Source organism: Brevibacillus sp. SAFN-007a, assembly GCF_051967035.1.
Lineage (GTDB): Bacteria > Bacillota > Bacilli > Brevibacillales > Brevibacillaceae > Brevibacillus.
Genome location: NZ_JBQCKK010000008.1, coordinates 17,207 through 42,258, shown reverse-complemented (window position 1 = coordinate 42,258; position 25,052 = coordinate 17,207). Strand labels below are relative to the sequence as shown.

Annotated in this window: 28 protein-coding genes and 3 riboswitches; of the genes, 8 read left to right on the top strand and 20 right to left on the bottom strand. The window is 54.7% G+C overall.

The window, feature by feature from the left end; translation table 11 throughout:
• Positions 1-60 precede the first annotated feature (60 nt).
• Positions 61-171: riboswitch (TPP riboswitch) on the bottom strand.
• 41 nt (positions 172-212) lie between these two features.
• On the bottom strand, positions 213-596 hold the full coding sequence (gene kapB / locus ACTHO6_RS11240; RefSeq protein ID WP_440241639.1) for a sporulation phosphorelay system protein KapB: 384 nt from the start codon (positions 594-596) through the stop codon (positions 213-215).
• A gap of 85 nt (positions 597-681) precedes the next feature.
• Positions 682-1,893 carry an alanyl-tRNA editing protein gene (locus tag ACTHO6_RS11235; protein WP_440241727.1) on the bottom strand — a complete coding sequence of 404 codons (1,212 nt, stop codon included), beginning with the start codon at positions 1,891-1,893 and terminating at the stop codon, positions 682-684.
• Between the two features lie 116 nt (positions 1,894-2,009).
• On the opposite strand from ACTHO6_RS11235, the gene ACTHO6_RS11230 reads away from it, so the two are divergent.
• Positions 2,010-2,396: a DUF2203 domain-containing protein gene (locus ACTHO6_RS11230; RefSeq protein ID WP_440241638.1), complete on the top strand. Its 387-nt coding sequence runs from the start codon at positions 2,010-2,012 to the stop codon at positions 2,394-2,396.
• A 7-nt stretch (positions 2,397-2,403) separates the two neighbouring features.
• Here ACTHO6_RS11230 and ACTHO6_RS11225 read toward each other — a convergent pair whose 3' ends face one another.
• The 11 genes from ACTHO6_RS11225 to nrdI form a co-directional block, all read right to left on the bottom strand.
• A complete protein-coding gene (locus ACTHO6_RS11225; RefSeq protein WP_440241726.1) occupies positions 2,404-2,631 on the bottom strand; it encodes a hypothetical protein in 228 nt (75 codons plus the stop codon).
• 316 nt (positions 2,632-2,947) lie between these two features.
• On the bottom strand, positions 2,948-4,231 hold the full coding sequence (locus tag ACTHO6_RS11220; protein ID WP_440241637.1) for a LysM peptidoglycan-binding domain-containing protein: 1,284 nt from the start codon (positions 4,229-4,231) through the stop codon (positions 2,948-2,950).
• Positions 4,232-4,296: 65 nt separating this feature from the next.
• Entirely contained in the window at positions 4,297-4,608 is a 312-nt protein-coding gene (locus ACTHO6_RS11215; protein ID WP_440241636.1) for a thioredoxin family protein, read from the bottom strand.
• Between the two features lie 174 nt (positions 4,609-4,782).
• Positions 4,783-5,064 (bottom strand): hypothetical protein, encoded by a 282-nt coding sequence (locus ACTHO6_RS11210; RefSeq protein WP_440241635.1) that lies wholly within the window; start codon positions 5,062-5,064, stop codon positions 4,783-4,785.
• A 263-nt stretch (positions 5,065-5,327) separates the two neighbouring features.
• Positions 5,328-6,824, bottom strand: a complete 1,497-nt coding sequence (locus tag ACTHO6_RS11205) for a long-chain-fatty-acid--CoA ligase (protein ID WP_440241634.1) — start codon at positions 6,822-6,824, stop codon at positions 5,328-5,330.
• Positions 6,825-7,030: 206 nt separating this feature from the next.
• The gene (locus ACTHO6_RS11200; RefSeq protein ID WP_440241633.1) at positions 7,031-7,525 is read right to left on the bottom strand and encodes an acyl-CoA thioesterase; all 495 of its coding nucleotides are present in this window, start codon (positions 7,523-7,525) and stop codon (positions 7,031-7,033) included.
• A gap of 29 nt (positions 7,526-7,554) precedes the next feature.
• Positions 7,555-9,840, bottom strand: coding sequence for a 5-methyltetrahydropteroyltriglutamate--homocysteine S-methyltransferase (gene metE, locus ACTHO6_RS11195; RefSeq protein ID WP_440241632.1), 2,286 nt, complete (start codon positions 9,838-9,840; stop codon positions 7,555-7,557).
• Positions 9,841-9,984: 144 nt separating this feature from the next.
• A riboswitch (cobalamin riboswitch) is annotated at positions 9,985-10,185 on the bottom strand.
• Positions 10,186-10,340: 155 nt separating this feature from the next.
• On the bottom strand, positions 10,341-11,693 hold the full coding sequence (gene brnQ / locus ACTHO6_RS11190; RefSeq protein WP_440241631.1) for a branched-chain amino acid transport system II carrier protein: 1,353 nt from the start codon (positions 11,691-11,693) through the stop codon (positions 10,341-10,343).
• A gap of 394 nt (positions 11,694-12,087) precedes the next feature.
• Positions 12,088-13,050, bottom strand: coding sequence for a class 1b ribonucleoside-diphosphate reductase subunit beta (gene nrdF / locus ACTHO6_RS11185; protein WP_440241630.1), 963 nt, complete (start codon positions 13,048-13,050; stop codon positions 12,088-12,090).
• Between the two features lie 54 nt (positions 13,051-13,104).
• A complete protein-coding gene (nrdE, locus tag ACTHO6_RS11180; protein ID WP_440241629.1) occupies positions 13,105-15,189 on the bottom strand; it encodes a class 1b ribonucleoside-diphosphate reductase subunit alpha in 2,085 nt (694 codons plus the stop codon).
• Positions 15,176-15,535 carry a class Ib ribonucleoside-diphosphate reductase assembly flavoprotein NrdI gene (nrdI, locus tag ACTHO6_RS11175; RefSeq protein ID WP_440241628.1) on the bottom strand — a complete coding sequence of 120 codons (360 nt, stop codon included), beginning with the start codon at positions 15,533-15,535 and terminating at the stop codon, positions 15,176-15,178. Before nrdI ends, nrdE begins: the two co-directional genes overlap by 14 nt.
• A gap of 151 nt (positions 15,536-15,686) precedes the next feature.
• Positions 15,687-15,885, bottom strand: a riboswitch (cobalamin riboswitch).
• 175 nt (positions 15,886-16,060) lie between these two features.
• Here nrdI and ACTHO6_RS11170 point away from each other — a divergent pair.
• On the top strand, positions 16,061-16,882 hold the full coding sequence (locus ACTHO6_RS11170) for an alpha/beta hydrolase (protein ID WP_440241725.1): 822 nt from the start codon (positions 16,061-16,063) through the stop codon (positions 16,880-16,882).
• A gap of 112 nt (positions 16,883-16,994) precedes the next feature.
• Here the strand turns inward: ACTHO6_RS11170 and ACTHO6_RS11165 are convergent, their stop codons facing one another.
• The 5 genes from ACTHO6_RS11165 to ACTHO6_RS11145 all read right to left on the bottom strand — a co-directional run bounded on the left by ACTHO6_RS11165 (position 16,995) and on the right by ACTHO6_RS11145 (position 19,771).
• Positions 16,995-17,507: an ACT domain-containing protein gene (locus ACTHO6_RS11165; protein WP_440241627.1), complete on the bottom strand. Its 513-nt coding sequence runs from the start codon at positions 17,505-17,507 to the stop codon at positions 16,995-16,997.
• A 33-nt stretch (positions 17,508-17,540) separates the two neighbouring features.
• The gene (locus ACTHO6_RS11160; protein WP_440241625.1) at positions 17,541-17,873 is read right to left on the bottom strand and encodes a hypothetical protein; all 333 of its coding nucleotides are present in this window, start codon (positions 17,871-17,873) and stop codon (positions 17,541-17,543) included.
• Positions 17,874-17,888: 15 nt separating this feature from the next.
• Complete coding sequence (gene mnmA, locus ACTHO6_RS11155; protein WP_440241624.1) at positions 17,889-19,004, bottom strand: tRNA 2-thiouridine(34) synthase MnmA; 1,116 nt, start codon at positions 19,002-19,004, stop codon at positions 17,889-17,891.
• A gap of 143 nt (positions 19,005-19,147) precedes the next feature.
• Entirely contained in the window at positions 19,148-19,498 is a 351-nt protein-coding gene (locus ACTHO6_RS11150) for a DUF952 domain-containing protein (RefSeq protein WP_440241623.1), read from the bottom strand.
• A gap of 27 nt (positions 19,499-19,525) precedes the next feature.
• The gene (locus tag ACTHO6_RS11145; protein ID WP_440241622.1) at positions 19,526-19,771 is read right to left on the bottom strand and encodes a hypothetical protein; all 246 of its coding nucleotides are present in this window, start codon (positions 19,769-19,771) and stop codon (positions 19,526-19,528) included.
• A 166-nt stretch (positions 19,772-19,937) separates the two neighbouring features.
• Between ACTHO6_RS11145 and ACTHO6_RS11140 the strand changes: the two genes are divergently transcribed.
• From ACTHO6_RS11140 to ACTHO6_RS11130, 3 genes are all read left to right on the top strand, one after another.
• Positions 19,938-20,954 carry a glycerophosphodiester phosphodiesterase family protein gene (locus ACTHO6_RS11140; protein WP_440241621.1) on the top strand — a complete coding sequence of 339 codons (1,017 nt, stop codon included), beginning with the start codon at positions 19,938-19,940 and terminating at the stop codon, positions 20,952-20,954.
• 69 nt (positions 20,955-21,023) lie between these two features.
• A complete protein-coding gene (locus ACTHO6_RS11135) occupies positions 21,024-21,218 on the top strand; it encodes a hypothetical protein (RefSeq protein WP_440241620.1) in 195 nt (64 codons plus the stop codon).
• A 162-nt stretch (positions 21,219-21,380) separates the two neighbouring features.
• The gene (locus ACTHO6_RS11130; protein WP_440241619.1) at positions 21,381-21,605 is read left to right on the top strand and encodes a hypothetical protein; all 225 of its coding nucleotides are present in this window, start codon (positions 21,381-21,383) and stop codon (positions 21,603-21,605) included.
• Positions 21,606-21,840: 235 nt separating this feature from the next.
• Here the strand turns inward: ACTHO6_RS11130 and ACTHO6_RS11125 are convergent, their stop codons facing one another.
• Entirely contained in the window at positions 21,841-22,815 is a 975-nt protein-coding gene (locus ACTHO6_RS11125) for a bile acid:sodium symporter family protein (protein ID WP_440241724.1), read from the bottom strand.
• 155 nt (positions 22,816-22,970) lie between these two features.
• On the opposite strand from ACTHO6_RS11125, the gene ACTHO6_RS11120 reads away from it, so the two are divergent.
• On the top strand, positions 22,971-23,189 hold the full coding sequence (locus ACTHO6_RS11120) for a hypothetical protein (RefSeq protein ID WP_440241618.1): 219 nt from the start codon (positions 22,971-22,973) through the stop codon (positions 23,187-23,189).
• A gap of 141 nt (positions 23,190-23,330) precedes the next feature.
• On the opposite strand, the gene ACTHO6_RS11115 is transcribed toward ACTHO6_RS11120, so the two are convergent.
• Positions 23,331-23,777 carry a sporulation protein gene (locus ACTHO6_RS11115; RefSeq protein WP_440241617.1) on the bottom strand — a complete coding sequence of 149 codons (447 nt, stop codon included), beginning with the start codon at positions 23,775-23,777 and terminating at the stop codon, positions 23,331-23,333.
• A 214-nt stretch (positions 23,778-23,991) separates the two neighbouring features.
• Between ACTHO6_RS11115 and ACTHO6_RS11110 the strand changes: the two genes are divergently transcribed.
• Positions 23,992-24,417, top strand: coding sequence for a hypothetical protein (locus ACTHO6_RS11110; protein ID WP_440241616.1), 426 nt, complete (start codon positions 23,992-23,994; stop codon positions 24,415-24,417).
• Positions 24,418-24,561: 144 nt separating this feature from the next.
• Entirely contained in the window at positions 24,562-25,002 is a 441-nt protein-coding gene (locus ACTHO6_RS11105; RefSeq protein ID WP_440241615.1) for a hypothetical protein, read from the top strand.
• Positions 25,003-25,052 lie beyond the last annotated feature (50 nt).

Sequence of the window (25,052 nt, the reverse complement as noted above, 5' to 3'; positions counted from 1 at the left end):
TTGATCTCGTCGTCTGGTAGCAGCATTCCGGCAAATCCGCCGCAACTGCTGCACCGTGAAATCGATTCATATACCTCTTCCTCCGCTGGCATGACCCAGGTCAGGTTCAACGGTCAGTAACACGCTCGTTACAATCTCAGCCGACGATGCTCGGCCCCCGTTTGGTAGTCACCTTATGAAATTGTCGTACATTCGAGTATTACAGTACCACTCTATTTCGTGTTTGTAAAGGTTTCCTTATACATCGCTTCCAGCTCAACCAGGCAACGCTCGGCCCAGGCCGCCATTTTTTTCAGCTTTTCCATTTCCCGCTCCATCGCCGTGCGCACGGACTCCTTGTAGTCCGGCACTTCGCCGTTGTAGCGGATGACGGATGCGGCCGGGGCCATGAATTTTTCCTGGTAGGAGAGCGCCGGACGCTGGTGGAACAGCGGCACATCCACCTCGTAGGAGGTATGGAGATCGCCCTGCTGCGGGTATTTCGTCACCGCAAGCACCTTGAGCAACAGCTTCGTGTCGTGAATTTCCAGCACTTCCGCGATATATTCTCCTGTCCGCTGCGTCACGCGAACTTTATCGCCGGGGTTCCAAAACATCGTCGTTTCCTCCTCGCATCATTCATTATGGTAGGGGCTTAGGCAAAAACGGCCTTGCCACAGCTTGCCACTCACTACTCGCCCGTCAGGTCAGCGACTGGGCAAGCAACTTGCGGGCGTGCGCCAGCACTTCATCTGCGGCAGGTGCTGGTTGACCGCCGCCCTGCGCCATCGCCGGATTGCCGCCACCTTTTCCGGCAATTAACGGGAGCGTCTCCTTGAGCAGCTGGTTGACGGCGACATTCACATCCTGCCCCCGCGCAAACACAAGCTGAGTCTTCTCGCCAGTCGCTGCGGCCAGCAGGCAAACGACGTCCGGCGCCTCCGCGACCGCCAGTTGGGCGAACTGCTGCAACTGCTGGATCGTTTTGTCCGGGAAAACGTGCGCCAGGACACGCACCCCGCCCATCTGCTCCGCCGCGCCGAGCTGCTTGCGAACTTCGCCCGCAAGCAGCTGTTTTTCCGCTTCGGCGAGCCTTGCTTTCAAACTGTCCCGTTCGGCCAGCACGCGCTCTGTCTGCGCGATCAACTCCGTCTCACTGGTCGCCATCAGCTTCGCCAGCTCGCGGACGGTCGCCTGCTTGCGCGTGTAATCCCGCAAAGCCCGCAAGCCGCAGATGAACTCCAGCCGGATGTTTCCGCGATGGCGCTCCCAGCCGAGAATTTTTATCACGCCCACTTCGCCTGTGCGCGCAGGATGTGTGCCGCCGCACGGATTGTAGTCGTACGCGGGGATGATGACGACGCGGACATTTTCCGTGACCGTCGGCTGTTTTTTCAGCGGCAGACGAGCCAGCTCCTCATCGTCGACAAACCGGGCGATGATCGGATGGTTCTCCAGCACGACCTGGTTGGCCCGCTGCTCGACCGCTTCCCATACATCCGGTGTCAGCTCATCCAGCCGCACGTCGATCGTCACGCGTTCTTTTCCCAGATGAAACGCGACCGTCTCCGCCTGCGCGACTTCCAGAAAGGCGGCGGACAAAATGTGCTGTCCCGCATGCTGCTGCATGTGATCGAAGCGGCGGTCCCAATCGATCTGGCCCTCGACTTCCGTGCAGTCCTCCGGCAGCGGGGCTTCCAGCCGATGTCGCACCTCGCCTGCCACCTCTTCCACGTCGATGACCCGACATTCTCCGAGCGTGCCCATATCCGCGGGCTGTCCGCCTCCCGTCGGGTAAAACGCCGTCTCGCTCAGCACGACGTACGGCGTTCCATCCTCTTCCCTGCCCTGCCGCAATACGCGCGCCGAAAACGTTCTCGCATACGCATCTTGATAATAGATTCTGTCTTCCATACCTGCTCCTTGCCGCCGGACGGAAACGACAACTGCGCTTTTTTCCATTCCGGCCATTTTCTCCCGCCAGGGGTTGCTAGTATACTAATAGAATAGAGATCGAGGAGGGATGATCCTTGAACAAAAAAATGTTTACGCTTCAGGAAGCGAACGACTTGTTGCCCTATGTACGGGAAGAACTCTCGTTTTTGCAAAAATCGAAGCGTTCTTTCTATGAAATGTATCAAAAACGCGAGCAACTCAAAAAGCAGCAGCCTGTGGACGAGGAGGCGCTCTTTTCCGTAGAATGCCAGCTTGACTTTCTCGAATTGGAAGCGAAGATGCACGTCACCCAACTGATCGGCAAAGGCATCCAGGTCAAAGACATCGACATCGGCCTGTTCGACTTTCCCGCCATCATCGACGGCGAAGAAGTGCTCTTGTGCTGGCGCGCGGGAGAAGACTCCATCACCCACTACCACGGGCCGCACGACGGCTTCATGGGCCGCAAGCCGATCCGGTGACGGTTTTTTAGCCCAACAGGCGATCCATCTGCTGTTCGCGTGTGCGGCGCTCTTCCGGGCTTGCCAGATCGTATTTTTTCAACAGGTGAAACAGCTCGTTCAAACGCTCCTGGCTAAGCTCGCCTTCCAGCATGCGCTGCAATCGTCCTACCCGCTCTCCGGCCAAAAACGGCGCTTGCTCGGCCAGCTTCTTTTGCACATCCTCTTTACTGTGATCCAGCTTGCATTCTCCCATCGTTCTACTCCTTTCCCCGTATTCCTGTTCCATCATACCACGATTGCTCCCAATCGAAAACGTGACCGGTCCATGGCGTCCGGCGGCCCGGCCTTGCCGCCGCAGCACGCGCGAACCAACGAGCGAAGCGGTGTGATGGGACAGCCTGGCTGCTCCCGCTCGCACCGGGCCGCCGGACGGCTAGCAGGCGGTACACGCTTCGCCGCAAGCGGTGCCAGACAAAAGGCGTGCGAGCAAGCATGCCGCAACAGACAGACTTGCAACCTTGCAACGCAAGAAGGCGTACAAGCCGGAAAATGGATTGCACGCCTTCTCGCTACGCCCGTTTGCGGACGCGGAAGTTGCTTTCGATCAACAGCCAGTTTTGCGGAAACGGCAAACCGAGCTTCCAGTAGCTGACTCCCCGCAGGCCCAGCTGCTTCACCAGATCGAACTTGGCTTGAATCGACCGGGCGTCCTCGAACCATACCTCATGCCGTTTGCCGTCTCCATCCGTATAGTGGAAAAACGGCGCCTGCGCCCGGTAGTCGTAGCGGATGACGGCGTTTTCCCGCGCCGCCAAGGCAATCGCTGCCTGCGGACTCAATGCCCGTGCCGTCGTCCCTTGTTCATACGGCAGCGTCCAGTCGTAGCCGTACAAGTTTTGGCCCATCAAAATTTTTTCTGCGGGCATTTCGGTCAGCGCGTACTGGAGAACGCGCCGCACAGGCCCGATCGGCGACACGGCCATCGGCGGCCCGCCGCTGTAGCCCCACTCATACGTCATGATGACGACAAAGTCGGCAATCTCGCCAATCGCCCGGTAATCGTGGGCGCTGTACCATCTGCCTTGCTGCTCGGCGCTCGTCTTCGGCGCCAAAGCGACGGAAATCATCATCCCCTGAGCGTGCGCCCGATCGCGCGCCCTGCGCAAAAAGCGGATGTACGCCTCGCGATCCCCAGCGGGGAGCGCCTCCATATCGAAATGGATGTCCCCCATCCCAAGTTCTCTCGCCGTTTGAAAAATGTTGTCGAGTACCTTGTTTTGCAGCTCTTGATCGTTCAGGATCAACCCGCCCAGCTCCGTGCTGAACTGGTCGTTTTCCAGGTTGGTGACGACGAGCATCAGCACAACCTGGTTTTCTCTTGCAATGGCGGGAAAATCGTTCAATGGCGGCCGGGCCAGCGTACCGTCCCGCCTGATCCGAAAGCTGAACGGCGCCAGGTACGTCAGATGCGGGGCCGCTGTGCGCACATCCGCTTCCAGGGCGGCCGATACCGTCCGACGCGGCTCGGCGTACGCATTGAAATCCGCCGCTCGGCGCGGGCGGGGCGGGATGTACAAGCGCTGCCCGATTTGCAGCGGACGGTACTGGGATATGTTGTTGACGCGGGCCAGCTCGGCTGCGCTGATCTGGTACCGCTGCCCGATCGTATACAGCGTGTCTCCCTGCCTGACCCAGTAGTAGCTGCCGACAATCGGAATCACCATCGCCTGTCCCACGACAAGTTTGCCCGGATCGGGCAGCTCATTCGCTTCCGCGATTGCCGCTGCCGTCGTCCCATAGGCTGCGGCGATTCCGGTCAACGTCTGTCCTTCTTCCACGACATGGATTTGCATGCGTCTCCCCCTTCGCAATAGGTGTCTCTCTTCTTGTATTCAGCGCGAAGGGGATAGGTGTTTGTCTACACGAGTGTTTTCAGCACGTCGTACAAATAAGCGACGGAGCGCAGCGCATAATGCCTGCCTGTAACCTGCTCCCCGCGAAACAGGAACAGGGCCGGGACGCTCGTGATTTGCAGTCGCTCTGCGAGGGCTGCGGCCGTGTTGATGTTGAGCTGGTACAGCGGAAGCTGCCCCGGGAGCGCTTCCCTGGTGACGTGCAGCATCCGCTCCGCCAGCTTGCACGTGCCGCACATGGGGGTGTAGATGAACAAGGCGAAGGGCTTGTTTTGTTGGCAGAGGCGGTGGAGCGTGGCGGTGTCGATTTCTTGCATCTGGCGCCTTCCCTTCTTTTTTCTTGATTCTTCATGCTAGGCATGTCGGGAATGCCTTGTCAATGGGAAGAATGCCTAAAGCCTTCGCAACAGGGGAGACCTTCATTCCTTCATCCATGATCTGCATCACGGCAGCAATTCAACCTGGCTTTTTTGAAAGTTTGCATACACGCTCTAATACAATACGGTAATAGCGATGACAAAAACAATGAGCGCAAAAAATAAAACCGCAAAAATGATGCCCCATAAAGCTTCTTGTTTTTGATTATGGGCGGAGTGAATATGGAGTATTTTTTTTAAAGCAATGAACCCTATTAAGACGATTAGCCCGATAAGAAACGTGTATACCGCTGTGTAGTATAACGTTATTTCTTCTAGCGTGACAAAAATGATAACTAGAACTGTTAGCCAAATGAGTGAATAGATTGCGATGATTCTTGACATGATTTTGTTCATGTATACCTCCTTATTTTCAAAAAAATTCACATACATCCATTTTTCCTCAAGGTGTAAACGTATAGATTTCCTTTCCATGTTTCCGGATAACTCATATACTTTTGGCCATTAGCTACCATAAAAAATGCACCCCCTAAGTTCATCGGTAAACCGCGGGGGTTTTTCCAATGTCTACCTTAAGGAGTACACTTCACGTGCGGGTCTGCTCTTTTCCTTCTACCTACCACAATCAGATAAAACCACCACATGCGCCCAAGCGCAGGTCACTTGCGCAAGCTGCGGCGCAAAATTTTGCCCGTGCTGTTTTTCGGCAGCTCCGGCACGATTTCGACCAGGCGCGGCACTTTGTACTTCGCCAATTTATCCTGGCAGAACGCGACGATGTCTTCCTGGGACACCGCTACTTCCTTGAGCGCGACAAACGCTTTGACTGCTTCGCCGTGCACTTCATCCGGCACCCCGATCACCGCCGCCTCGATAATCGCCGGATGCTGGTAGAGGACCTCCTCCACCTCGCGCGGGTAGACGTTGTAGCCGTCGACGAGAATCATGTCTTTTTTGCGGTCTACGATGTACACATACCCTTCCTCGTCCATCCATGCCATGTCGCCGGTATGCAGCCAACCGTTTTTGAGCGTGGCGGCCGTATCCTCCGGCAGTCCCAAATAACCGAGCATGACATTCGGACCTTGCACCACCAGCTCGCCGACTTCGCCACGCGGCAGCTCGTTGCCCTCCGGATCGACGACCTTGTTCACGACATGGGGGATGTTCACTCCGACCGAGCCAGGCTTCCGCGTCCCGCGCAGCGGATTGAAGGCGGTCGCCGGAGCGGCCTCGGACAGACCGTAGCCTTCCAAAATCATCACTTCGTACTTGGCTTCGAACTTGTGCAAAAGCTCGACGGGCATGGAAGCGCCGCCCGAGCAGCAGATACGGACGGAAGCGAAATCTTCCTTCGTCGCATTCGGCAGTTGGAGCATGTAGTTGTACATCGTCGGCACGCCCGCAAAGCAGGTCGCTTTTTGCTCGCGGATCGTTTGGACTACTTCTACCGGATGGAAGCGCGGAATGATAATCATGGATGCCCCGTAGCGAATGGGGCCATTCAGGCAGACCGTCATGCAAAACACGTGGAACATCGGCAGCACGGCCACCACCCGATCCTCGGGGAGCAGCTCGAACAAAATGCCCATCGCCTCCGCATTGGAAGCCATGTTGCGGTGAGAGAGCATCGCGCCCTTCGGCTGTCCAGTCGTGCCGGACGTGTAGAGAATCACAGCGAGATCGTCTTCGTGTCGCTCTGGCTCGACAAAGCTGCCATCCCCCGCTTGTGCCACCTGCTCCAGCGTCAGTCCGTTGCCTGTCGCCTCTGTGTAGATGAGATGGTTCACATGCTCCAGTTGTTCCTTCAGGGGGGTGAGGACAGGTTCGAGCGCAGCGAGGGCGATCACGGCTTTTGCCTGGCTGTTGGCGAGGATAAAGCTGATCTCTCTCGGCGTGTAGATCGGATTCATCGGGACGACGGCAGCGCCTGTCCGCAAAATCGCATAGTAAGCGCTTACAAACTGCGGCCGATTGTCCATGATGAGCGCCACAGCGTCTCCTTTTCCGATCCCGAGCTTGGCCAAGCCGGAGGCCAGCTTATCCACTTGCTGATCCAGCTCCCGGTACGTGGCTGTCTCTCCCGAAAAGATGTAGGCGGGACGGTCCGGGAAAGTTTGTGCGCTTTGTCGCAAATTTTCATTCAAATGATACATGACCTTCTACCCCCTTTTCAGAAAATTTTAACACTCCAAACGCGCAGGAGAAAGCTTTTCTTTTCGGAGACGGTAGAGAGCTGCGCGAGGAAGCGGGACGGTTCTCGTGCCACGCCTACGTGCCTCTCCCAGCAAAAAAGCCCTCAACCTGCGGTGAGGGCTTTTGCCATGGCTCTGTTGCTTTCGGCTGTTTCTTGCCCGGATGGCTACAACTCCGCCTTCCGCTGCTTCCTCAGCGCGTAGCGATGCTTTGCCTGTTCATGCTGGATACGTTCCTCCTCGGTCTCCGGGATGACGGCGGGCACCAGCGTCGGCTTTCCCTGCTCGTCGAGGGCAATCATCGTCAGGTACGCTCTTGCTGTCATGCGTTTCTCGCCTGTCAACAGATTTTCCGACTCCACCTTCACGAACACTTCCATCGACGTGTTGTGCGTCCAGGTGACGTACCCTTCGAGATTGATCGCTTCCCCTGTCTTGATCGGGGCCAGAAAATCGAACGAATCGCTGGACGCAGTGACGACCGGCTTGCGGCAATGGCGCATCGCCGCGATGCAGGCGATCTTGTCGACGTACGCCATGACCTTGCCGCCAAAGATCGTATGGTGATGGTTCGTATCCGGCGGGAACACGAGGTCCGTCAAAAAGGTTCGCGACTGTCCGACAGGCCGTGCTTCTGTGACGATCTGTGCTTCTGTTGCCATCTGTGCTGCTCCTTCCTCTCGCTCCTCGCTCATGCTTTTTGTGTCAAGCGGTTTCGCACCGCGTGTGTCGCTTGCACCATGTTTTTCAGCGATGCGATGGTCTCCTCTCTTCCCCGCGTCTTCAGCCCGCAATCCGGATTGATCCAAAATTGTCCTGGCGGCAAGACTTGCACACCGCGGGACACCATCTCCTCGATCTCGGCCACAGAGGGAACGCGCGGGCTGTGGATATCGTAGACGCCGAGGCCGATTCCTTTGTCGTACGTGCTTGTCTCGAATACAGAGACCAGCTCGCCGTGGCTGCGGGAGGTTTCGATCGAGATGACGTCGGCATCCAGTTCGCTGATGACATCAATGAAGTCATGGAATTCGCAATAGCACATATGCGTATGAATTTGCGTGGTCGGCTCGACAGTCGAGGTGGCGACCCGGAACGACTGGACCGCCCAGTCCAGATACGCGGCTCTGTCTGCCTGCTTGAGCGGCAAGCCTTCCCGCAGTGCCGGCTCATCCACCTGGATCATGCGAATGCCCGCTGCTTCCAGGGCCTCGACTTCTTTGCGCAGCGCCAACGCAATCTGCTCGCACACTTCCTGGCGGGGAACGTCGTCGCGCACGAACGACCAGTTCAAAATCGTAACAGGACCAGTCAACATCCCTTTTACTGGTTTCTCCGTCAACGACTGGGCATACACGCTCTCCTTGACCGTCATCGGGGAGACGAACTGCACGTCGCCGTAGATGACAGGCGGCTTGACGCAACGGGAGCCGTACGACTGCACCCAGCCGTTTTTGGTGAACACGAAGCCGTCGAGCTTTTCGCCGAAATATTCCACCATGTCTGTCCGCTCGAACTCGCCGTGCACCAGCACATCCAGGCCGATCTGTTCCTGAATGGCGATCCACTCGCGGATTTGCTCCTGAATGAACGCATCGTACTGTTCGACGGTCGCCTTTCCTTTTTTGAACTGCTGTCTGGCCTGGCGAACCTCTGTCGTCTGCGGAAAGCTGCCGATGGTCGTCGTGGGCAGCAGCGGAAGCTTCCACGTCGCCTGTTGAAGCTCGCGACGCTTATGAAACGGCACTGTCCGTTTGGCCGCTGTCGATTTCAGCTCTTTTCTCGCCTCTTGCACTTCCGGGCGGTTCCGTGCCGGAGATTGGGCCAAGCGCAGCAAGTCTATTTCGTTCTGGGCGATTTCCTTCGAGATCACATACTTTCCATATTGGAAACCTTGGACTAACAAGCGCACTTCCGCCAACTTCTCATCGGCAAACGCCAATGCGACGCGCACTTCCTCGGGCAAATCGGTTTCGTCCTCTACCGTGACAGGAACGTGCAGCAAGCTGCTGGACGGCTGAACCCATATCCGGTCTGGCGCTACCACTTCGCTCAACGCTTTGACCAGCTCCCACTTTTCCTCCAGCGCCGAACGCCAAATGTTGCGCCCGTCGATGACACCCGCGCCAAGCACCTTGTCCTGCGGGAAACCGTGCGTCGTCAGGTTCGCGAGGTTTGTCTTTTTCCCGTGAACGAAATCCAGGCCCAAGCCGTGAACAGGCAGGGCAATCAGCTCCTCGTACCAATCCACCGCTTCAAAGTACGTCTGGACCATCAGTTTGAGATGCGGCAGCGCCTGGCTGAACTGCTCGTATACCCGGCGAATGATAGCTTTGTCATCGGCGGTGACGTCGAGAACAAACGCCGGCTCATCCATCTGGACCCACTCCACGCCGTGCAACTCCAGCTCTCGCAGGACGTCCAGGTACAGCGGCACGATCTGGTCGACGACACGCGCAAATTCGTCTTTGGCATAGCCTTTGGACAGCTTGACAAACGTATACGGACCGACAATGACAGGCTTGCCCGCGATTCCCAGCTGATCCCTCGCCTCCAGGTACGCTTGCAGCGGTCTGTTTTCCGTCAGGACAGGCGCTCGCTCGCCGAACTCGGGGACGATGTAGTGGTAGTTCGTATTGAACCACTTCGTCATTTCGCAGGCGACCGCTTCCTTGTTGCCGCGCGCCATGGCAAAATACGTAGCCAGCGGCACGGGGCCACCCGCATACGGGAACCGTTTCGGAATCAAACCGAACATGACCGCCATATCGAGCATGTGATCGTAGAACGTAAAGTCGTTGACCGGAATCTGCTCAATCCCCTTTTTTTGCTGTTGGACCAGATGCTGCTTGCGAATGTGCTCCATGTGCGTAAGGAAGGTCGTCTCATCCAGCTTTCCTGCCCAAAAAGACTCCAGCGCCTTTTTCCACTCGCGATCCTTGCCGATGCGCGGATAGCCCAAATTGCTGCTTTTCATCTGCTTCCTCTCCATCCTTTGCGATCATTTTTCGATTCTGCCCAAGAAAAAAAGGCATCTCCAACGATCAGAAAGAACGTTAGAAATGCCAAATAAGCATGGAAATCACAGCATCCTAACACCTCCCTATCTCCCGTAGGTTAAGCAGTGTTGTCGAAACAGGCAGGTCTCCTGACTTGAGGATCATGATTTGCCCAACGCCTTCCCAGTCTGTCTCGACCAGTGGCCAAAAGTTGGGCAAACTCCCCTCATACAGTGGCGGGACCGTGTCGGATTCTCACCGACTTCCCTTTTCATCCTTGCGCCGATTTTCATCGCCAAGGAACCTGTTCCCACTCCTATGAAATTGTCAGAGAAAGAGCATGTGTCCCAAACACATGCGGGACACACCTTTCTTCATACAGTACCACGTAAACCAGTTTTTGTCATGCTAAACTATTTCCATTTCCCAAAATGATGCTAAAGTTCAGGCTGCTTCCGCGCAACGCGCTTCGCCCTCCCTATTGCTTGGTCAGGCGAAGCTCCCGCGCACGCAGCGAAGGCTTGCGGATCAGGTAAACGATGTAGCCGCCAACGCCACCGACCAGCGCGGGAAGCAGCCATCCCAGCCCGATCGTGTACATCGGCAAGTAACGTGTAAAGAGATCGTTAATCACCGCGAGCTGAACCCCGGCAGCATTCAGCCCGTCAAACAGGCTGACGAAAAACGTAGCGAGCAGGCTGCCTTGATACACCTCTGGCCGCCCGCCGAACCCTTGATGCAAAAACGTCAAAAAGATCAGCGAAATGGCGATCGGGTACATCGTGGTCAAGATCGGAACGGACACCTTGATGAGCGTGGTCAATCCGATATTGGCGACAAGGGTACTGAAAATAGCCAGAATCACGGCAAACTGCTTATGGGAAATACGCGGAAACAAGGTGTGGAAATACGACGAGCACGCCGTAATCAGTCCGACGCTGGTCGTCAGGCACGCCGCCGTAATCATCAGACCGAGCAGCAGACCGCCGTAAGAACCGAAATAATAATTCGACACTTTGGCCAAAATTTGCGCGCCGTTTTCCAGATGACCCAGCTTGGCCACACTGGACGCGCCCATGTAGGAAAGCACCGTGTAGAAAAACGCCAGGAGTACGCCTGCAATCAGCGTTGCTTTGGCGCACGTCAGCAAAATTTCCTTTTTGGCCGTAACTCCTTTTCCCTTGATCGCATTGACGACGATGATCCCAAACACAAACGCGCCGAGAGCGTCCAAGGTCAAATACCCGTCCTGGAAGCCTTTGAAAAACGCCTTGGTCTGGTAATCCCCCACCGGCGCTTGCAACTCGCCAATCGGGTTCACCATCGCCGTCAGGACGATAATCCCGATAAAAGTCAGCTTCATCGGTGTCAAGACTTTTCCGACTACATTGATAATTTTTCCAGGATTGAGCGACAACAGGCAAGCGAGCGTAAAGAACAAAACGGTGAAGACCATCAGCGGCACAGGACCGGCCTGTTCCGATAGAAACGGCTTGATCCCGATCTCAAACGAAACATTCCCGGAACGCGGGATCGCGAAAAACGGCCCGATCGCCAGGTAAAGCAAAATCGTGAAAACGAGGCCGAACAGCGGATGAACACGGCTGGCAAGCGAACGCAAATCGTCTTTGCCTGAATACACCAACGCTGTAATAGCCAAAAGCGGCAGCCCGACCCCTGTCACGAGAAAGCCTGCGTTGGCTTCCCAGACATTGGTTCCCGCCATTTGCCCCAGCATCGGGGGAAAAATCAGATTGCCTGCGCCGAAAAACAGCGCAAACAGCATGAACCCGATGATGAGGATAAACGAATACGAAACTTTTTGCTGCATGACAAAAACCTCCTGTGATGAAAAACAAAGGGTTATTTCAACAACCCTCAGATTAGTGAAAAAATTCACGAAGTCTACGGGCTTGTCCAAGTTCCAGCTAAACTGGATATCCTTGGATCTATTGTCAGATAAATCAGTCGGACAAGCACATGACTTCATGACCTGGGACTCTCGCCGTTGCGTTTGGCCGTTCCCGCCGAAACCTCTCTCTCTTTGACCCGTTAGCAACGAAAAGAGCCGACACATCATTTATATATAACATAAATAAGAGGGAAAAGGTATTTCAAAATGAAGAATTCTTTCGTTTTTTTCAGTAAAATAATATTTACCGAAAAATTTTCCGCAGAGCAAAAAAGACTGCCGTCGCTAGACAGCAGCCTTTTGAAACGATCGTTTACCTGGTTTCATCGAAACGAAAATCGTCATCAGTCAGCGGCTCGACGTTGATCGTGCGGACGTAGCCATTTCCTTTTTTCGAGAAGAAATCGTGCTGCTTGGTGTGCGTCCGGATTCCGTTCAGGACGATCGGATTGACGTCCTCCTCCGGGAAGAACGGCTCCAGTCCCAAATTCATCAGCGCCTTGTTCGCATTGTAGCGCACGTAGGCCAATACCTCATCGGCCAGCCCGATCTCCGTGTACAGGGAGACGGTATACGCTTCTTCATTTTCGTGCAGCTCATGCAAGAGCGCGTACAGCTCTTCTTTGACCGCTGCCTGCTCTACGACGCTGAGGCGATGGTACACCTCCTGCGCGAGTACGCCGACGTACAGGCCGTGAATGCTCTCGTCCCGCACGATCAGGTCGATAATCTCGCCGCTGCTCGTCATCTTGCCCTGCCCGGCCAAAAAGAGCGGGTAGAAAAAGCCGCTGTAAAACAGGTAGCTTTCCAGGAAAACGGAGGCGACCATGGCCATGTACAAATCTTTTGGCGTCTCGATCTCCTGGTAGCGCTTGGCGATCAGCGCCGCTTTCTTTTGCAGATGCGGACTCTGCTCCACCCAGGCAAAAATTTCATCAATTTCCTCCGTAGCCGCGAGCGTGGTGAAAATGCTGCTGTACGATTTGGCGTGGATTTGCTCCATCATGCCCATGAAGGCCAGGACGGCTTTGCGCTGCAGCCCGTCCACATGCTCCATGATTTTCGGCATCCCGACACCGCCCTGCACCGTATCGAGCAAGGTCAATCCGCCCAGCACTTTTTTATAGGTATCCCGTTCCGCATCGCTCAGCTCCATCCAGGACATTTTGTCATCCGAGAGCGGAATCTCGTCATCGGTCCAGAACTGCATAATGTTCTGGTTCCAAAACGTCATCGTAAAATCGTCGTCCGGCCTGTTCCAATTGACAGCTTTCATAGGGCGCTCCTCTTCTCTGAAAAAACTTGTTCCATCCGGGATCGTTCACTCACATTAAACAGCGCAGCTGATGCACTCTTCTACCGTCAGATGCTTGGTGCGTGTGTAGTAGAGCGACTTCAACCCTTTTTTCGCTGCGTAAATGTAGTAGCGCGCCAGCTCTCTGGTCGAGATGTTGCTGTTGACGTGCAGCACGGTGGAAATGCCTTGGTCCACATGCTCCTGAATCTCCGCAATCAAATCGATCACCTTGAACTGGTCGATCACGTAGGCAGATTTGTAGTAAAAATAGTTCTCCTGCGACAAGTACGGCATCGGATAGTAGGTCGTCGAGTTCGCGTACGTCCGCGTCTCGATGTGCTCCACGATCGGCATGACGCTCGACGTTGCATTCTGTATGTAAGAAATGCTCTGTGTCGGGGCAATCGCCAGACGGTAGGCGTGATACAGCCCGTGCTCCTGCACCTTTTGCTTGAGAGCGGCCCAATCCTCCGGCGTCGGGATGTGCATGCCCGCAAACAGCTCCTGGCCTTTTTCCGTGCGCGGACGGTAGTCGTTTGCGAGATATTTGTCAAAATACGTGCCTTTGGCGTACTCCGACTGCTCGAAGCCCATGAAGGTTTCCCCTTTGGCCTTGGCAATCTCCATACTCATTTCCAGCGAGTAATAGTTCATCATCATGAAGAACGTGCGGACAAAATCTTTGGCTTCCTCGCTCTCGTACATGATCTTGTTTTTCGCCAGATAGCCGTTGAGATTCATCGCGCCCAACCCGACCGAGTGCAGTTCGCGGTTGGCCTTTTGCACGCCGGGCGCATTTTCCACACGGGTCATATCGCTCACGGCGGTAATCGCCTCGATGCCCTCGCGCACGGATTCGCGCACTTTTTTGTGCTCCATCACGTTGACGATGTTGAGCGAAGCCAGATTACAGCTGATGTCGCGTCGGATGATATCCGGCTCGCCGTAGTTGGTGATCGTGGATGTCTCCTGGAGCTGGAAAATTTCCGTGCACAGATTGGACATTTTCACAGAGCCGATGTCCTTCAGCGCGTGGTTTTTGTTCGCGTTCGTCTTGTTCATGATGTACGGATAGCCCGATTCCATCTGGATCATCGCGATCTTGGTGAGCATGTCGCGGGCGCTCATGACCACCTTTTTCTTGACGCGCTCGTTTGCCACCAGCTCGTCGTACATTTCGTCGAGATCCATATCATCCAGATGGACACCGTATTCCTTGTAGACGGAGTACGGAGCAAATACAGTCAGCGGTTTGTTTTCCTCTGCCAGCTTGTAGAACACATTTGGCACGATCAGGCCGATCGACAGCGTCTTGATCCGCGATTTTTCATCGGCATTGATCTTTTTGCAATCGAGAAATTCGTTGATATCCCAGCCGAAGATGTTGTAGTACGCTGCCCCGGAGCCTTTGCGCTGCCCCATCTGATCGGCGTAGGAAAACGCGTCCTCCAGCAGCTTGAGCACAGGCATGACGCCCTTGGCCGCCCCCTCGACGCCTTTGATCGGCTCACCGCGTCCGCGCAGCTTGGACAGGTTGACGGCTACGCCGCCGCCGATTTTCGAGAGCTGCATGCAGGTGCCGAGCACGTAGTTGATCGAGTTCAGGGAGTCGTCCATCTCCAGAAGGAAGCAGGACACCATTTCGCCCCGACGGCTTTTCCCCGCATTGAGGAACGTCGGCGTCGCCGGCTGGAGTCGCTGTTCCATCATCGACACCGTCAGCCGCTTCGCCAGCTCGAAGTCCCCTCGTCCGAGCGAAAGCGCCACAATCGCCACCCGATCCGGGTACTGCTCCAGATACATCGATTTGTCGTCTGTTTTCAAGGCATAGTCTTTGTAGAACTTGGAGATGGCCATGTACGAAGCGAATTGAAAACCAACCTCATGCGCCAGGCGAAAAATCTCATCGACCTGTTCAACGGTGTAGTTTTCGTACACATTTTCATAAAAATCATGTTCGATCAAATAGTCCATGCGTTCTTTCACACTGCGGAAGGTCATGGTCTTCGCCTGTACTTCTTCCATGAAGACAGCGACAGCCTCTCTGTCTTTTTCCAATTGGTAAAATCCGTCGCTTCCTCGCTGCATCAGTTGGTTGTTCAATTCAATGTGTCGCAATTGCTGCCACCCCACTCGTAAATTGTTCCACGTCACGGCCGGTTCCGGACAGTTCGAATTTGGAAATGACCGGAACGCCATATTGGCTCGCGATGGTGTCTGCGCTTTTGGCAAAGCTGGCTCCCCAGTTGCGGTTGCCGCTCGCCGACACCCCGCGCAAATAGACATGATTCCGCTTCAGGAAACGGTCCACCTTCTCCGGCACCTGGCCAAAGCCTGTCGTGTACGTGACCAGAATGAACGGCTCGTCGATCACCATGTCCGGATCAATCTCCACGTGCGGCAGATCGAGCTTGCTGACGAATCTTCGTACGTTTCCTGTTTTTGAATCAAAAGCGATTAGCATGTCCCTCATCCTTTACTGCAAATGTATACGTTTCAGCCAAAGGAAAAGCGCATCCGACGCCAAAATGTCGAATGCGCATGATGATCCCCATCGTATCCATCCGTCCAAATCGAATGGAGCGCTCGAACACTTCCCTATCTCCCGTAGGTTTTCCAGTGCCGACGGTCAGGCAGGTCTCCTGGCTCGGGGTCATCGCTCCATTTTCGCCTTCCCGATTGGCTGAATCAGTGGCGTACAAACAAAATGGAACTCTCTCATCACAGTGGCGGGACCGCGTCGGAATTTCACCGACTTCCCTATTAAGTCTACCAACATCTAGCGTGGTAAACACCTGTCCGCATCAATATATAGTTGGTAAAACTTACTTTACCTCAATATATCGTAGTAGTCAAGCTCAGCGTGCGCGATTTTGGCCAATGGGTTCCCTCTCTATTTCTCTATTGCCAGTCTCGAATTTTCGTTCCTATAATGAATAGGTTCCCTGCACAAAAGTTGACGCCACAAGCGAATGGAGAGTGATCCATGATGGAAAGCACGATGTATGAAGCCGTTACCATTCCTCGTTCCCACATCAGAAAAATGGCCTACCGCGATCGCACGTTCCACCTCTACGTCAGCATCCCCGACGTGACTCCGCCGCCATCCGGCTTCCCGGTCATCTATTTGCTGGATGCAAACTCGGTGTTTGGCACCATGACCGAAGCGATCCGCTTGCAATCCCGGGCACCTGAAAAGACGGGCGTGAATCCGGCAATCGTCGTCGGTATCGGTTATCCGACAGAAGCGCCGTTCCATCCATCGCGCTATTACGATTTCACCCACGCCGTCCCTGTATCCGAGCTGCCCGCTCATCCGCGCGGCGGCGAATGGCCGGAAATGGGCGGGGCAGAAGACTTCCTCACCTTTATCGAAGACACGGTGAAACCCGCCATCGAACAGGACTTGCCTGTCGATCGCACGCGACAAACGATTTTCGGACATTCGCTCGGCGGTCTGCTCGTGCTGCATGCCTTGCTGACCCGCCCGCACGCCTACCAGTGCTATATCGCCGGCAGCCCGTCCATCCACTGGAACGAGAGCGTCCTCTTGGAAGAGGAACGCCGCCTGCCGTCCTTGCTCACAGACGATTTGCGGGTTCGGGCGCTGCTTGCTATCGGGGAGCTGGAAAACGACGGACGCTTCCAGGTCCATGAGAAAGCACAGGCCATGGCCAAGCGATTGTCCGCCATGGGCGATGGCCAGATCGAAGCGGCTTTTCGCCAGTTCCCGGACGAAAATCATACATCCGTCCTGCCTGTCCTCATCAGTCACGCCATTCGGTTTGCTTCGAAGACAGCTGCCCGGTAGTCCGGGCAGCTTTTTTGATCCCGCGTTACGGAAACCAGGCAGTCGGCGCACACGAAAAAGCCGCCCATACGAAAAGATGAGCGGCCATGCGTGCCCTCCTGCTCTTTTTCGCCTATTGCAGAGACCTCACCTTGTCGATCTGCGGCAACTCCTCGATGGCAGCTACGACGCCCGGTGTAATCTCTTCGTCGGTCACGCAGATCAGGAGAGCGTGTTTCCCCTTTTGCTCGCGCGACACATTCAACTTGGAAATATTGATCTCATGCTCAGCCAGCTTGCGGGAAACGTCGTAAATGACGCCGGGATAGTCGGTATGGTGAACCAAAAGACCGTGAGCGCCCGGAGGGATCCGACAGGCGCAGAAATTGATCTCGCTGATGTACACCTCGCGCCAGTCCTGGGCAAACGTGTACTTGTTCGCGCCCACGCGCAAAACCGCCAGATGATTGGCGTATTCTCCGGAGCTGTTTTGAACCGCGACGCCGTCGCCGAGACCTTCTACCAGAAGCGAAGCGATTTCTTCTTTATGTTCGTGGGCCAGAATGCTCAGGGATGCCCCTGCGAGCTGCGGCTCCAGTCTGCGAATCAATTGGGCCAAATCACGAAGTCCGGCATAGTGGGTCATGTCGTACCCTCACCCTCCCTGTCAGGTTTATGCTTACTGCGGAAGAATCCACTCTTCCGGTTCCTTGATAATCGAGGAATGGTTTTCCGAGCGATACCAGGCTGTCAGGCTTTGTCCATCCTTCGTATACTGGATGCGATAGATGGTGTTGCCTTTTCCGCTCCTCTCGAAAGGACTCTCCTCAAGCGGAACCGCTGTCACGCCATCCGGCACAATGACGCCGCCCTGCTGCTTGATGACGCTCCGGATAATGGCCATGTGCTCGTTGCTCGCGGCCGACATCCCCATGTAAGCCAGCACGCTAAGCAGCAGCGCCCCCGCCAAAAACGAAACGATAATCACCTTGGACTTTTTCGTTGCATCCACCAAGCGCTTCCCCCGTTATCCATTCTGTTTGTCGATCACACGCACCTTGTCAATCGTTGCTCCCCCCAGGCACACTTCCCCATCGTAAAAGACGACGGCTTGCCCGGGAGTCACCGCTTTTTGCGGCTCGGCGAAAACGACTTCGACGGTGTTGCCCTCGCGTATGTGCACCGTCACTTGCTGATCCGGCTGGCGATAGCGGAATTTCGCCGTGCAGGTAAACGATTCGGTCGGCTTGTTCGCGCTCACCCAGCTCACGTCGGTAGCCAGCAAGCTGCTCGAATACAGGCGGGGATGGTTGGAGCCTTCGCCGACGATCAGGACATTGCGCTCCAGATCCTTGTCCACGACAAACCACGGCTGGCCGCTCTTGCCGTGCCCACCGCCGATCCCCAGGCCCTGGCGCTGACCGAGCGTGTAATACATCAGCCCGTCATGCTGCCCGATCCCAACGCCGTCTACCGTTTCGATGATGCCCGGCTTGGCTGGCAAGTAGTTTTGCAAAAACTCGCGGAAGTTGCGTTCGCCAATGAAGCAGATTCCTGTGCTGTCCTTCTTTTTGGCCGTATACAGCCCGGCCTCCTCGGCAATTTTACGCACCTCGGGCTTCGGCAAATGGCCGATCGGGAACATCGTTTTCGCCAGCTGCTCCTGACCCAGCACATGGAGGAAGTAGGTTTGGTCTTTGTTATTGTCCGCGCCGCGGATCAGCTTGTACTCTCCGTCGATGAGCTTCACTTGGGCGTAATGGCCGGTGGCGATGTAATCGGCGCCCAGGTCCATGACCTTGGCAAGCAGCTCGCCGAACTTGATTTCGCGGTTGCACATCACATCGGGATTCGGGGTGCGCCCGCGTTTATATTCATCCAAAAAATACTGGAAGACTTTGTCCATGTATTCTTTTTCAAAATTCACCGTGTAGTACGGAATGCCAATCTGTTCACAGACGCGCCGGACATCCTGGAAGTCTTCTTCCGCCGTGCAATGGCCGAATTCATCGGTATCGTCCCAGTTTTTCATGAAGATGCCGATGACGTCATATCCCTGTTGCTTGAGCAGGTAAGCCGTCACGGAGGAGTCGACCCCGCCGGACATGCCGACAACGACGCGTGTCTCTTCTGGTCGCTTCATAGTCTTTCTCCTCTTGATTCAATTTGTCCATCTACAGATTACCATGTTTCGCCCGACAAATCATGTCTTGTTGCACTTTTGTCGGCTCCATGTGAAAAACGCCTGCCGCAATGGACAGCGACAGGCGTTGACAAACGCGGCTCTCAGCGGATGGACGGCCCGATGTGCCAGTGCCCGTCCGTTTTCAGCATCCGTCTCACATCGACGATCGCCTCGCGATGGAGCGGCCCATACAGATGCGGATAAAAAAGCCCGTCCTTGGCCTGCTCGTATTTCACCGGCGAAGGCGATTTTGTCTCGTCCACGACGAGCACGTACAACTCCTCGTCGAATGTGCCGTACACCCGGTCGGCTACCTTGCCGAGCAGCTCTTCGCCTTTTGTGGCGTGGATGAAGCCTTCCTGCTCGTAGTCGCGGGGCAGATAGTGGTCTTTATCCGCCCATTGCTCCCAGTAGGCTTTGGGGGACAGACAATAAATGATCGATGGCTGCATGTTGTGTTCTCTCCCTTGTCGTACCGCTTATTTTTTCCCCATCGCCTTGTTGAGATGGCGCATGGCTTTATCGAAAAACATCTGGTCAAAGACGCCCTGATCGAACTTCCATTCAATGAAATTTTTCAGCGAATGCAAATCTACCCACGCATCCTTAGCTTGCGGGTTGCGGTCAGGCACTTCGCCCGTGATTTCTCCTTCGTAAACAAGCTTGGCCATCTCTGCCGGGTGCATCCCGATTTGATAGGCAATCTGGTGTAGCGCTATTTTCATGGAATCTCCCTGCCCGTCCATTCTGGTTTCGATTATGCATCTATTTTGCCAGTCTTTTTTCTCCGTGCCAACCCCTGCTCTCTCCCGCGAGAAAGCATTTCCTCCCGCGTTCGTCTTTTGCTAAAATGAACGCACACAACGTCACGACGCTGGAGGATGGCAAGTCATGTCTACTTCCGATACCGGATCGGGCAAGAACAAAAAATGGTACCGTAAAAAACGGGTCTGGATTCTGCTGTTCTTTGTTGCCTACGTCTTTTTCGTCAACAGCTCCTACCTGGCTCGGCCGCCTGCCGGCTCTCCCTTTTTGCTCGCGCACCGCGGAATGGCGCAGACGTTTCACATGGAGGGGCTGACGAATGAGACGTGTACAGCCGAACGAATATACCCGCCGGAGCATCCGTATCTGGAAAATACGTTGCCTTCCATGAAAGCCGCCTTTCGAGCAGGTGCCGACGTCGTGGAATTGGACGTCCACTGGACGAAAGACGGACAATTTGCCGTGTTCCACGATTGGACGCTCGGCTGTCGCACGAACGGCGACGGTGTCACCCGAGATTTTACCCTGGCTGATCTGCAAAAGCTCGATATCGGCTACAACTATACAGCAGACGGAGGACGCACCTATCCGTTCCGCGGAAAAGGCATCGGGCTGATGCCGTCGTTACCCGATGTGCTCACAGCGTTCCCCGACGAGTCTCTGCTCATCCATATCAAGAGCAATGATCCAGACGAAGGACAGGCACTCGCAAACGCCTTGCAGTCTCTGCCGAAAGAGCGGCTGGAAAAGCTGACGGTATATGGAGGAGACGAGCCGGTCGCCGCCCTGAAAAGCCAAATCCCCGAGCTGCGCGTCATGTCCATGGCTACGATGAAAAGCTGTCTGATCCCGTACATCGCGGCGGGCTGGTCCGGCTACGTTCCCGACGCCTGCGCCCGCACCCAGCTTCACATTCCCGATCAAATCGCGCCATGGCTGTGGGGTTGGCCGAACCGTTTCCTGGCGAGAATGGAAGCCATCGATACGCGCGTCATTCTCGTGGGCGGAAGCGGCGATTTTTCCGAAGGCTTCGACACGCCTGCTGACCTCGACCGGGTGCCTGCCACGTTTACGGGCGGAATCTGGACGAACCGGATTGACCGGATCGGACCTGTTTTCCAGGAAAAATTCGAAGGAAACTGAAACAATTGCCAAGCACATTCGTACATACGAATATAACGCGATCCTACATGACGACTGGGAGTGATGAAGATGTTCAAAAAGCTATTGAATAAACTGCTGGGTAATCACTCAACTTCTTCCCACAAATACCGGAAATACAGCAGCAGCGATTACAAATATCGCAAAGGCTACGGTTCCAGTAACGGGCACGGGCATGGGCACTCCCATTACGGCAGCTCCCACTACAAGCGGAAGCACGCCAGCAGGAGTTTTTTCAGCAGCTAGGCAGTCCCGTCCCTTGCATGAGCACGAGCAAAAACACTCTGTTTGCCTGACAGCAGAGTGTTTTTTGTCGCGCGGACGGTCATTTAGTTAACATAACAAATATTATGTTGCATTCAAACGGACGCCTTCCTATGCTACAATAAAGAAAAGGAGCGTGTACAAATGAACCCTTCCAAATCGTTTTATTATACAGTGGATCACACCATGGTGGATGAGTACAAAAAAATGCTCGACTTGATGAAAATTCCTTACACAATCGAGGCTCCGGTCGCTTTGCTGCAAGAAGGAGCCAATCAGTATTCGTTCGTGTTCCCGCATATGCCGGGCCGTCTGTACCAGATGGTGAGCAAGCTGTTCAAGTGCGAGGGCAAACCCTATCCGCAATAGGCAAGCCATCCGGGCAAAAAAAAGGACCCTTTTCCGGGTCAAAGATAGGAAGTGGAGAGAATGCATGCTATGTAATATATACTAACATATCACAGTCGATTGTCAACGTACTTTCGCAATTTTCTTAGTTTTTGTGTTAGGTTTTCTTACATATCTCTTTTTCTTCCTCCTTCCAATGAAAAAGGAGGGCATGTTCGCCCTCCTTCTTTTGTGCCTGTCGCCAGTTACCTGCTTCCTACCGCGCAGCTTCTTGAACGATGGTTTTCGGGGTTTTCTCCACGACGTCCAAAAACTTGCCAAAGGTGGAAGCAAGCGTCTGCTGGAACAGCATCCCGAGCACGACAGGCAGCGCGACCGTCGCCGGAAAATACGTAATCGCCATGACCGCTCCGGCACTGATGTTGCGCATCCCGCTGGTAAAGGTCAAGGTCACGATCACATCGCGCTCCCAGCCGAACAGCCTGGAGATCCACCACCCGAGCAGGTAGCCCAAAATCGCGAGGAAGAGGACGACCAGCGCCATGCCCAGCAGCTTGGCATCTATCGCATGGAAATAGCCCGCGACCATCGAGCTGTTAATGGCAACGACGACACCCATGCCCAGCTTGGAAAACGGAGCGAGCTTGGGAGCCAACGTCTTTTTGACCCTCCCCTGCGAAACATGATGCAAAAGCATCCCGGCAAGCGACGGCAGCACAATCATGTAAAACAGCCCTTGCATCATGTCCCACGCGTCCATCTCCACCTTTGCCCCGAGCAAAACGTACATGCCAAACGGAACGACCAGCGGCGAAATCATCGTATCCAGCAAAATAATCGAAAGCGTCAGGGCAATATTGCCCATGTAAATCGACGACCAGAGAAAGCTGGAAATCCCCGTCGGTATCAGTGCCGCCAGCAAAAAGCCTGTGACGACATGCACGTCGTCCGGGTAGAGCAGATGCACCACTCCCCAGGCGATAAACGGCATCAGCGCATGCAAAATCAGCAAATTGACGACGAGCGGCAGCGGCCGCGTCAATACTTGGGCCAATTCCTTGAACCCCGCTCCCAAGCTCCCGGCAAAGGTCATAAAGGCAAACACCCACGGCGACAAAAAGGCATAGGGCTGAAGATGCGTCCCGGCCGCCACGCCAATTGCCACGCTGCTCGGGGTCAATAGCGGCATTATTTTTTCCAATGACTTGTTTAGTCTTGCGAAACCATCCACACTCTCCACCTCATTCACTTGCGAACACGATCCACGGCTCACGCCAAATCCCATCCTCTTATAGTACCCACTAGACAAGTTTATTTCCATAGCCAAAATCGCTGCATACTTCTCCGGCATCGGGTAAAGCCTAAGCAAGGAAAGGAGGTATTTTTATGAACGGAATGGATTGGGTAGAATTTATCCGCAAAACCGAAGATAAAATGTACCACCTCCATCGGGCCATCGACGGGATTTGTAACGAGCCGGATTACAAAGAATCCGTTGCGGCTCTGACCGAAGTGGTAAGGGATTATCAAGTGCTGGTCGAGAAAGCAAAAGATGAGCTTCGCGGCGTGGACTTGCGCCGTGATCGCGAGAACCGCGAGCGCTAGTAGCGAATGCAACTCCCCTTGCCGGGAGTTTTTTCTTTTGCCCGTGAGGCGTTGCATCGTCGCTCCTTCGCCTCGCCCTCTCGTCCCCGACCACAAAAAGCCTCGACTACCCTGTTGGCAAGCCGAGGCACAAGACCGCTATTACCCTTTCATTTTCTTTTCCAGCTCTTTGCTGGCTTTCTTTTTGCGGCATGCTTCCTTGATATCAGTCGGCCACGGAGCGCCGCTCATTGCTTGCAGGTCCCAAAGCAGCTTCTTGTCAGAAGTGACGTGAATACGGGAATCCGGAAACGCGTCCTTCAGCTTGCCGGCCACCTCTTTTTCAATCGACTCCAGCCGAAAGCGATTGAAATTTCTCACCTTGATCGCCAGGTTCAAGTCATTGTCAATGTGGACGGCTGCCACTTCGTCGATACCATCCACCCTGCCTGCAATCGCCTTTGCCTGCTCCTCCCATTCGAGATGGCGGACTGGCGCCGGACTGCACAACGGCTCCGCATCGTTTTTCTGCTGCGTTTGCGCGTTGTTCTTGCCTGTGCAACCCGTAATCGCCAAGACCAGTGCCAATAGAGCAAGGATCGTTCGCATACGAAACACCTCCAGACCAATTTTCCCTTTCTTTAGGATGACCGGAATGGGAGCATGTATGAATGCGCGATCCTTCCAAAAGCGACAGAGGGCCATGCATAAAAAAAAGCGATGGCTCCTCTGCCTTATTGAGCCACCGCGGACCCCAAGAACATTGCGAGTCCTCGTATAGCATATACCAAAAACGCGTCCAAACGCGATAGGAGATCATTGGATGCCGGACGGCAAAAAAGGCAAAAAAATAGCGTCGACCTGTCTGCATCCATTCAGTCGAACGCCTCGAATCCCCAATTCCCCAAGTTGGATTATACTAGCTAGCTTGGATTCCTTTTCTATTATCGCGAGGATCAAACGATCATGCCACGCGAAAATAATGGTAGTAGAAGAAACAAATTCCATCATTCCTTCCAATATCCAGTTGTGTTACCATATACATGGTGATGATGATGCTCATGTTGGTTCGCTTTTTTTTGGAAATCATGCGAATCTTGATTTGCATGGCCCTTTTTTTGATGGTGACAAGTCCGGTGGTCACCTTGCTTTTTCCAGAGCAAGCACCCGGGGAAAGCCTGATTTTGGCGCACGTTGCCTTGTTTCTTCTTCTGCTCCTGGTTTACCGCAATCGGTTGCAGCGATCTAGCTGGTTTCCAAGCAGGCACAACCACCCGCTGTCCAGGAAGGCTACCGCGCTGATCTTGCTCAGTACCGCCATCTGCTTTTTCGCAGCCATCTACATGGCGTACCTCCCATCCTTGTCGTTGACAGAAAGTGAGTGCCAAATCCATTGACCGCAAAACTTGCCTATACGCTCAGCACACTTTTATTTCTAGCCAGCGGGTTGCTCTACACGCTCGAAAGAATACTGGCCTACTACATCTGGATCGGGCAAATGCAAGCTGCATCTGCCACCGGGCAGTTTCCCACACAGCCGGAGCTTCCCTCCCTGTTCACCAACGGCTTCGTGGCCTTTTTCCTGGCGGCAAGCCTCTTTCTCTTGATCGTCGGGATCGTCTTTTCGATGCCCAAGCAGCCAACCGTTCGTTCCGGTCACGAGTCGGGCGTCCCGAATCCTGCCGAGGAGAACACTTTGTCCATGGGCGCGCGCGAGCACGACGCTGACGCAGCGAAGCCAGGCTTTGCCAAGCTGCCGACGTATTTGGTCTACGGAATCATCGCGTTTCTGGGCTTTCTCATCGTCGTTGGCGTTCTCAATTTCGTGCGCTGACCATTGTCTTGCCTTTTCCACTATTTCGACGATACCGCTTTTGTGCTATG

Excerpts from the sequence above, each read along its gene's own strand:
- ACTHO6_RS11165 (WP_440241627.1), bottom strand. The coding sequence starts at position 17,507 with ATGACCCACTATGCCGGACTTCGTGATTTGGCCCAATTGATTCGCAGA.
- ACTHO6_RS11235 (WP_440241727.1), bottom strand. The coding sequence starts at position 1,893 with ATGGAAGACAGAATCTATTATCAAGATGCGTATGCGAGAACGTTTTCG.
- ACTHO6_RS11170 (WP_440241725.1), top strand. The coding sequence starts at position 16,061 with ATGGAAAGCACGATGTATGAAGCCGTTACCATTCCTCGTTCCCACATC.
- ACTHO6_RS11120 (WP_440241618.1), top strand. The coding sequence starts at position 22,971 with ATGAACGGAATGGATTGGGTAGAATTTATCCGCAAAACCGAAGATAAA.
- ACTHO6_RS11110 (WP_440241616.1), top strand. The coding sequence starts at position 23,992 with ATGCCGGACGGCAAAAAAGGCAAAAAAATAGCGTCGACCTGTCTGCAT.
- metE (WP_440241632.1), bottom strand. The coding sequence starts at position 9,840 with ATGAAAAGCAGCAATTTGGGCTATCCGCGCATCGGCAAGGATCGCGAG.
- nrdF (WP_440241630.1), bottom strand. The coding sequence starts at position 13,050 with ATGAAAGCTGTCAATTGGAACAGGCCGGACGACGATTTTACGATGACG.
- mnmA (WP_440241624.1), bottom strand. The coding sequence starts at position 19,004 with ATGAAGCGACCAGAAGAGACACGCGTCGTTGTCGGCATGTCCGGCGGG.
- ACTHO6_RS11130 (WP_440241619.1), top strand. The coding sequence starts at position 21,381 with ATGAACCCTTCCAAATCGTTTTATTATACAGTGGATCACACCATGGTG.
- brnQ (WP_440241631.1), bottom strand. The coding sequence starts at position 11,693 with ATGCAGCAAAAAGTTTCGTATTCGTTTATCCTCATCATCGGGTTCATG.
- ACTHO6_RS11220 (WP_440241637.1), bottom strand. The coding sequence starts at position 4,231 with ATGCAAATCCATGTCGTGGAAGAAGGACAGACGTTGACCGGAATCGCC.
- nrdI (WP_440241628.1), bottom strand. The coding sequence starts at position 15,535 with ATGCTAATCGCTTTTGATTCAAAAACAGGAAACGTACGAAGATTCGTC.
- ACTHO6_RS11215 (WP_440241636.1), bottom strand. The coding sequence starts at position 4,608 with ATGCAAGAAATCGACACCGCCACGCTCCACCGCCTCTGCCAACAAAAC.
- kapB (WP_440241639.1), bottom strand. The coding sequence starts at position 596 with ATGTTTTGGAACCCCGGCGATAAAGTTCGCGTGACGCAGCGGACAGGA.
- ACTHO6_RS11150 (WP_440241623.1), bottom strand. The coding sequence starts at position 19,498 with ATGCAGCCATCGATCATTTATTGTCTGTCCCCCAAAGCCTACTGGGAG.
- ACTHO6_RS11210 (WP_440241635.1), bottom strand. The coding sequence starts at position 5,064 with ATGAACAAAATCATGTCAAGAATCATCGCAATCTATTCACTCATTTGG.
- ACTHO6_RS11145 (WP_440241622.1), bottom strand. The coding sequence starts at position 19,771 with ATGAAAATAGCGCTACACCAGATTGCCTATCAAATCGGGATGCACCCG.
- ACTHO6_RS11115 (WP_440241617.1), bottom strand. The coding sequence starts at position 23,777 with ATGCGAACGATCCTTGCTCTATTGGCACTGGTCTTGGCGATTACGGGT.
- ACTHO6_RS11225 (WP_440241726.1), bottom strand. The coding sequence starts at position 2,631 with ATGGGAGAATGCAAGCTGGATCACAGTAAAGAGGATGTGCAAAAGAAG.
- ACTHO6_RS11205 (WP_440241634.1), bottom strand. The coding sequence starts at position 6,824 with ATGTATCATTTGAATGAAAATTTGCGACAAAGCGCACAAACTTTCCCG.
- ACTHO6_RS11200 (WP_440241633.1), bottom strand. The coding sequence starts at position 7,525 with ATGGCAACAGAAGCACAGATCGTCACAGAAGCACGGCCTGTCGGACAG.
- ACTHO6_RS11135 (WP_440241620.1), top strand. The coding sequence starts at position 21,024 with ATGTTCAAAAAGCTATTGAATAAACTGCTGGGTAATCACTCAACTTCT.
- ACTHO6_RS11140 (WP_440241621.1), top strand. The coding sequence starts at position 19,938 with ATGTCTACTTCCGATACCGGATCGGGCAAGAACAAAAAATGGTACCGT.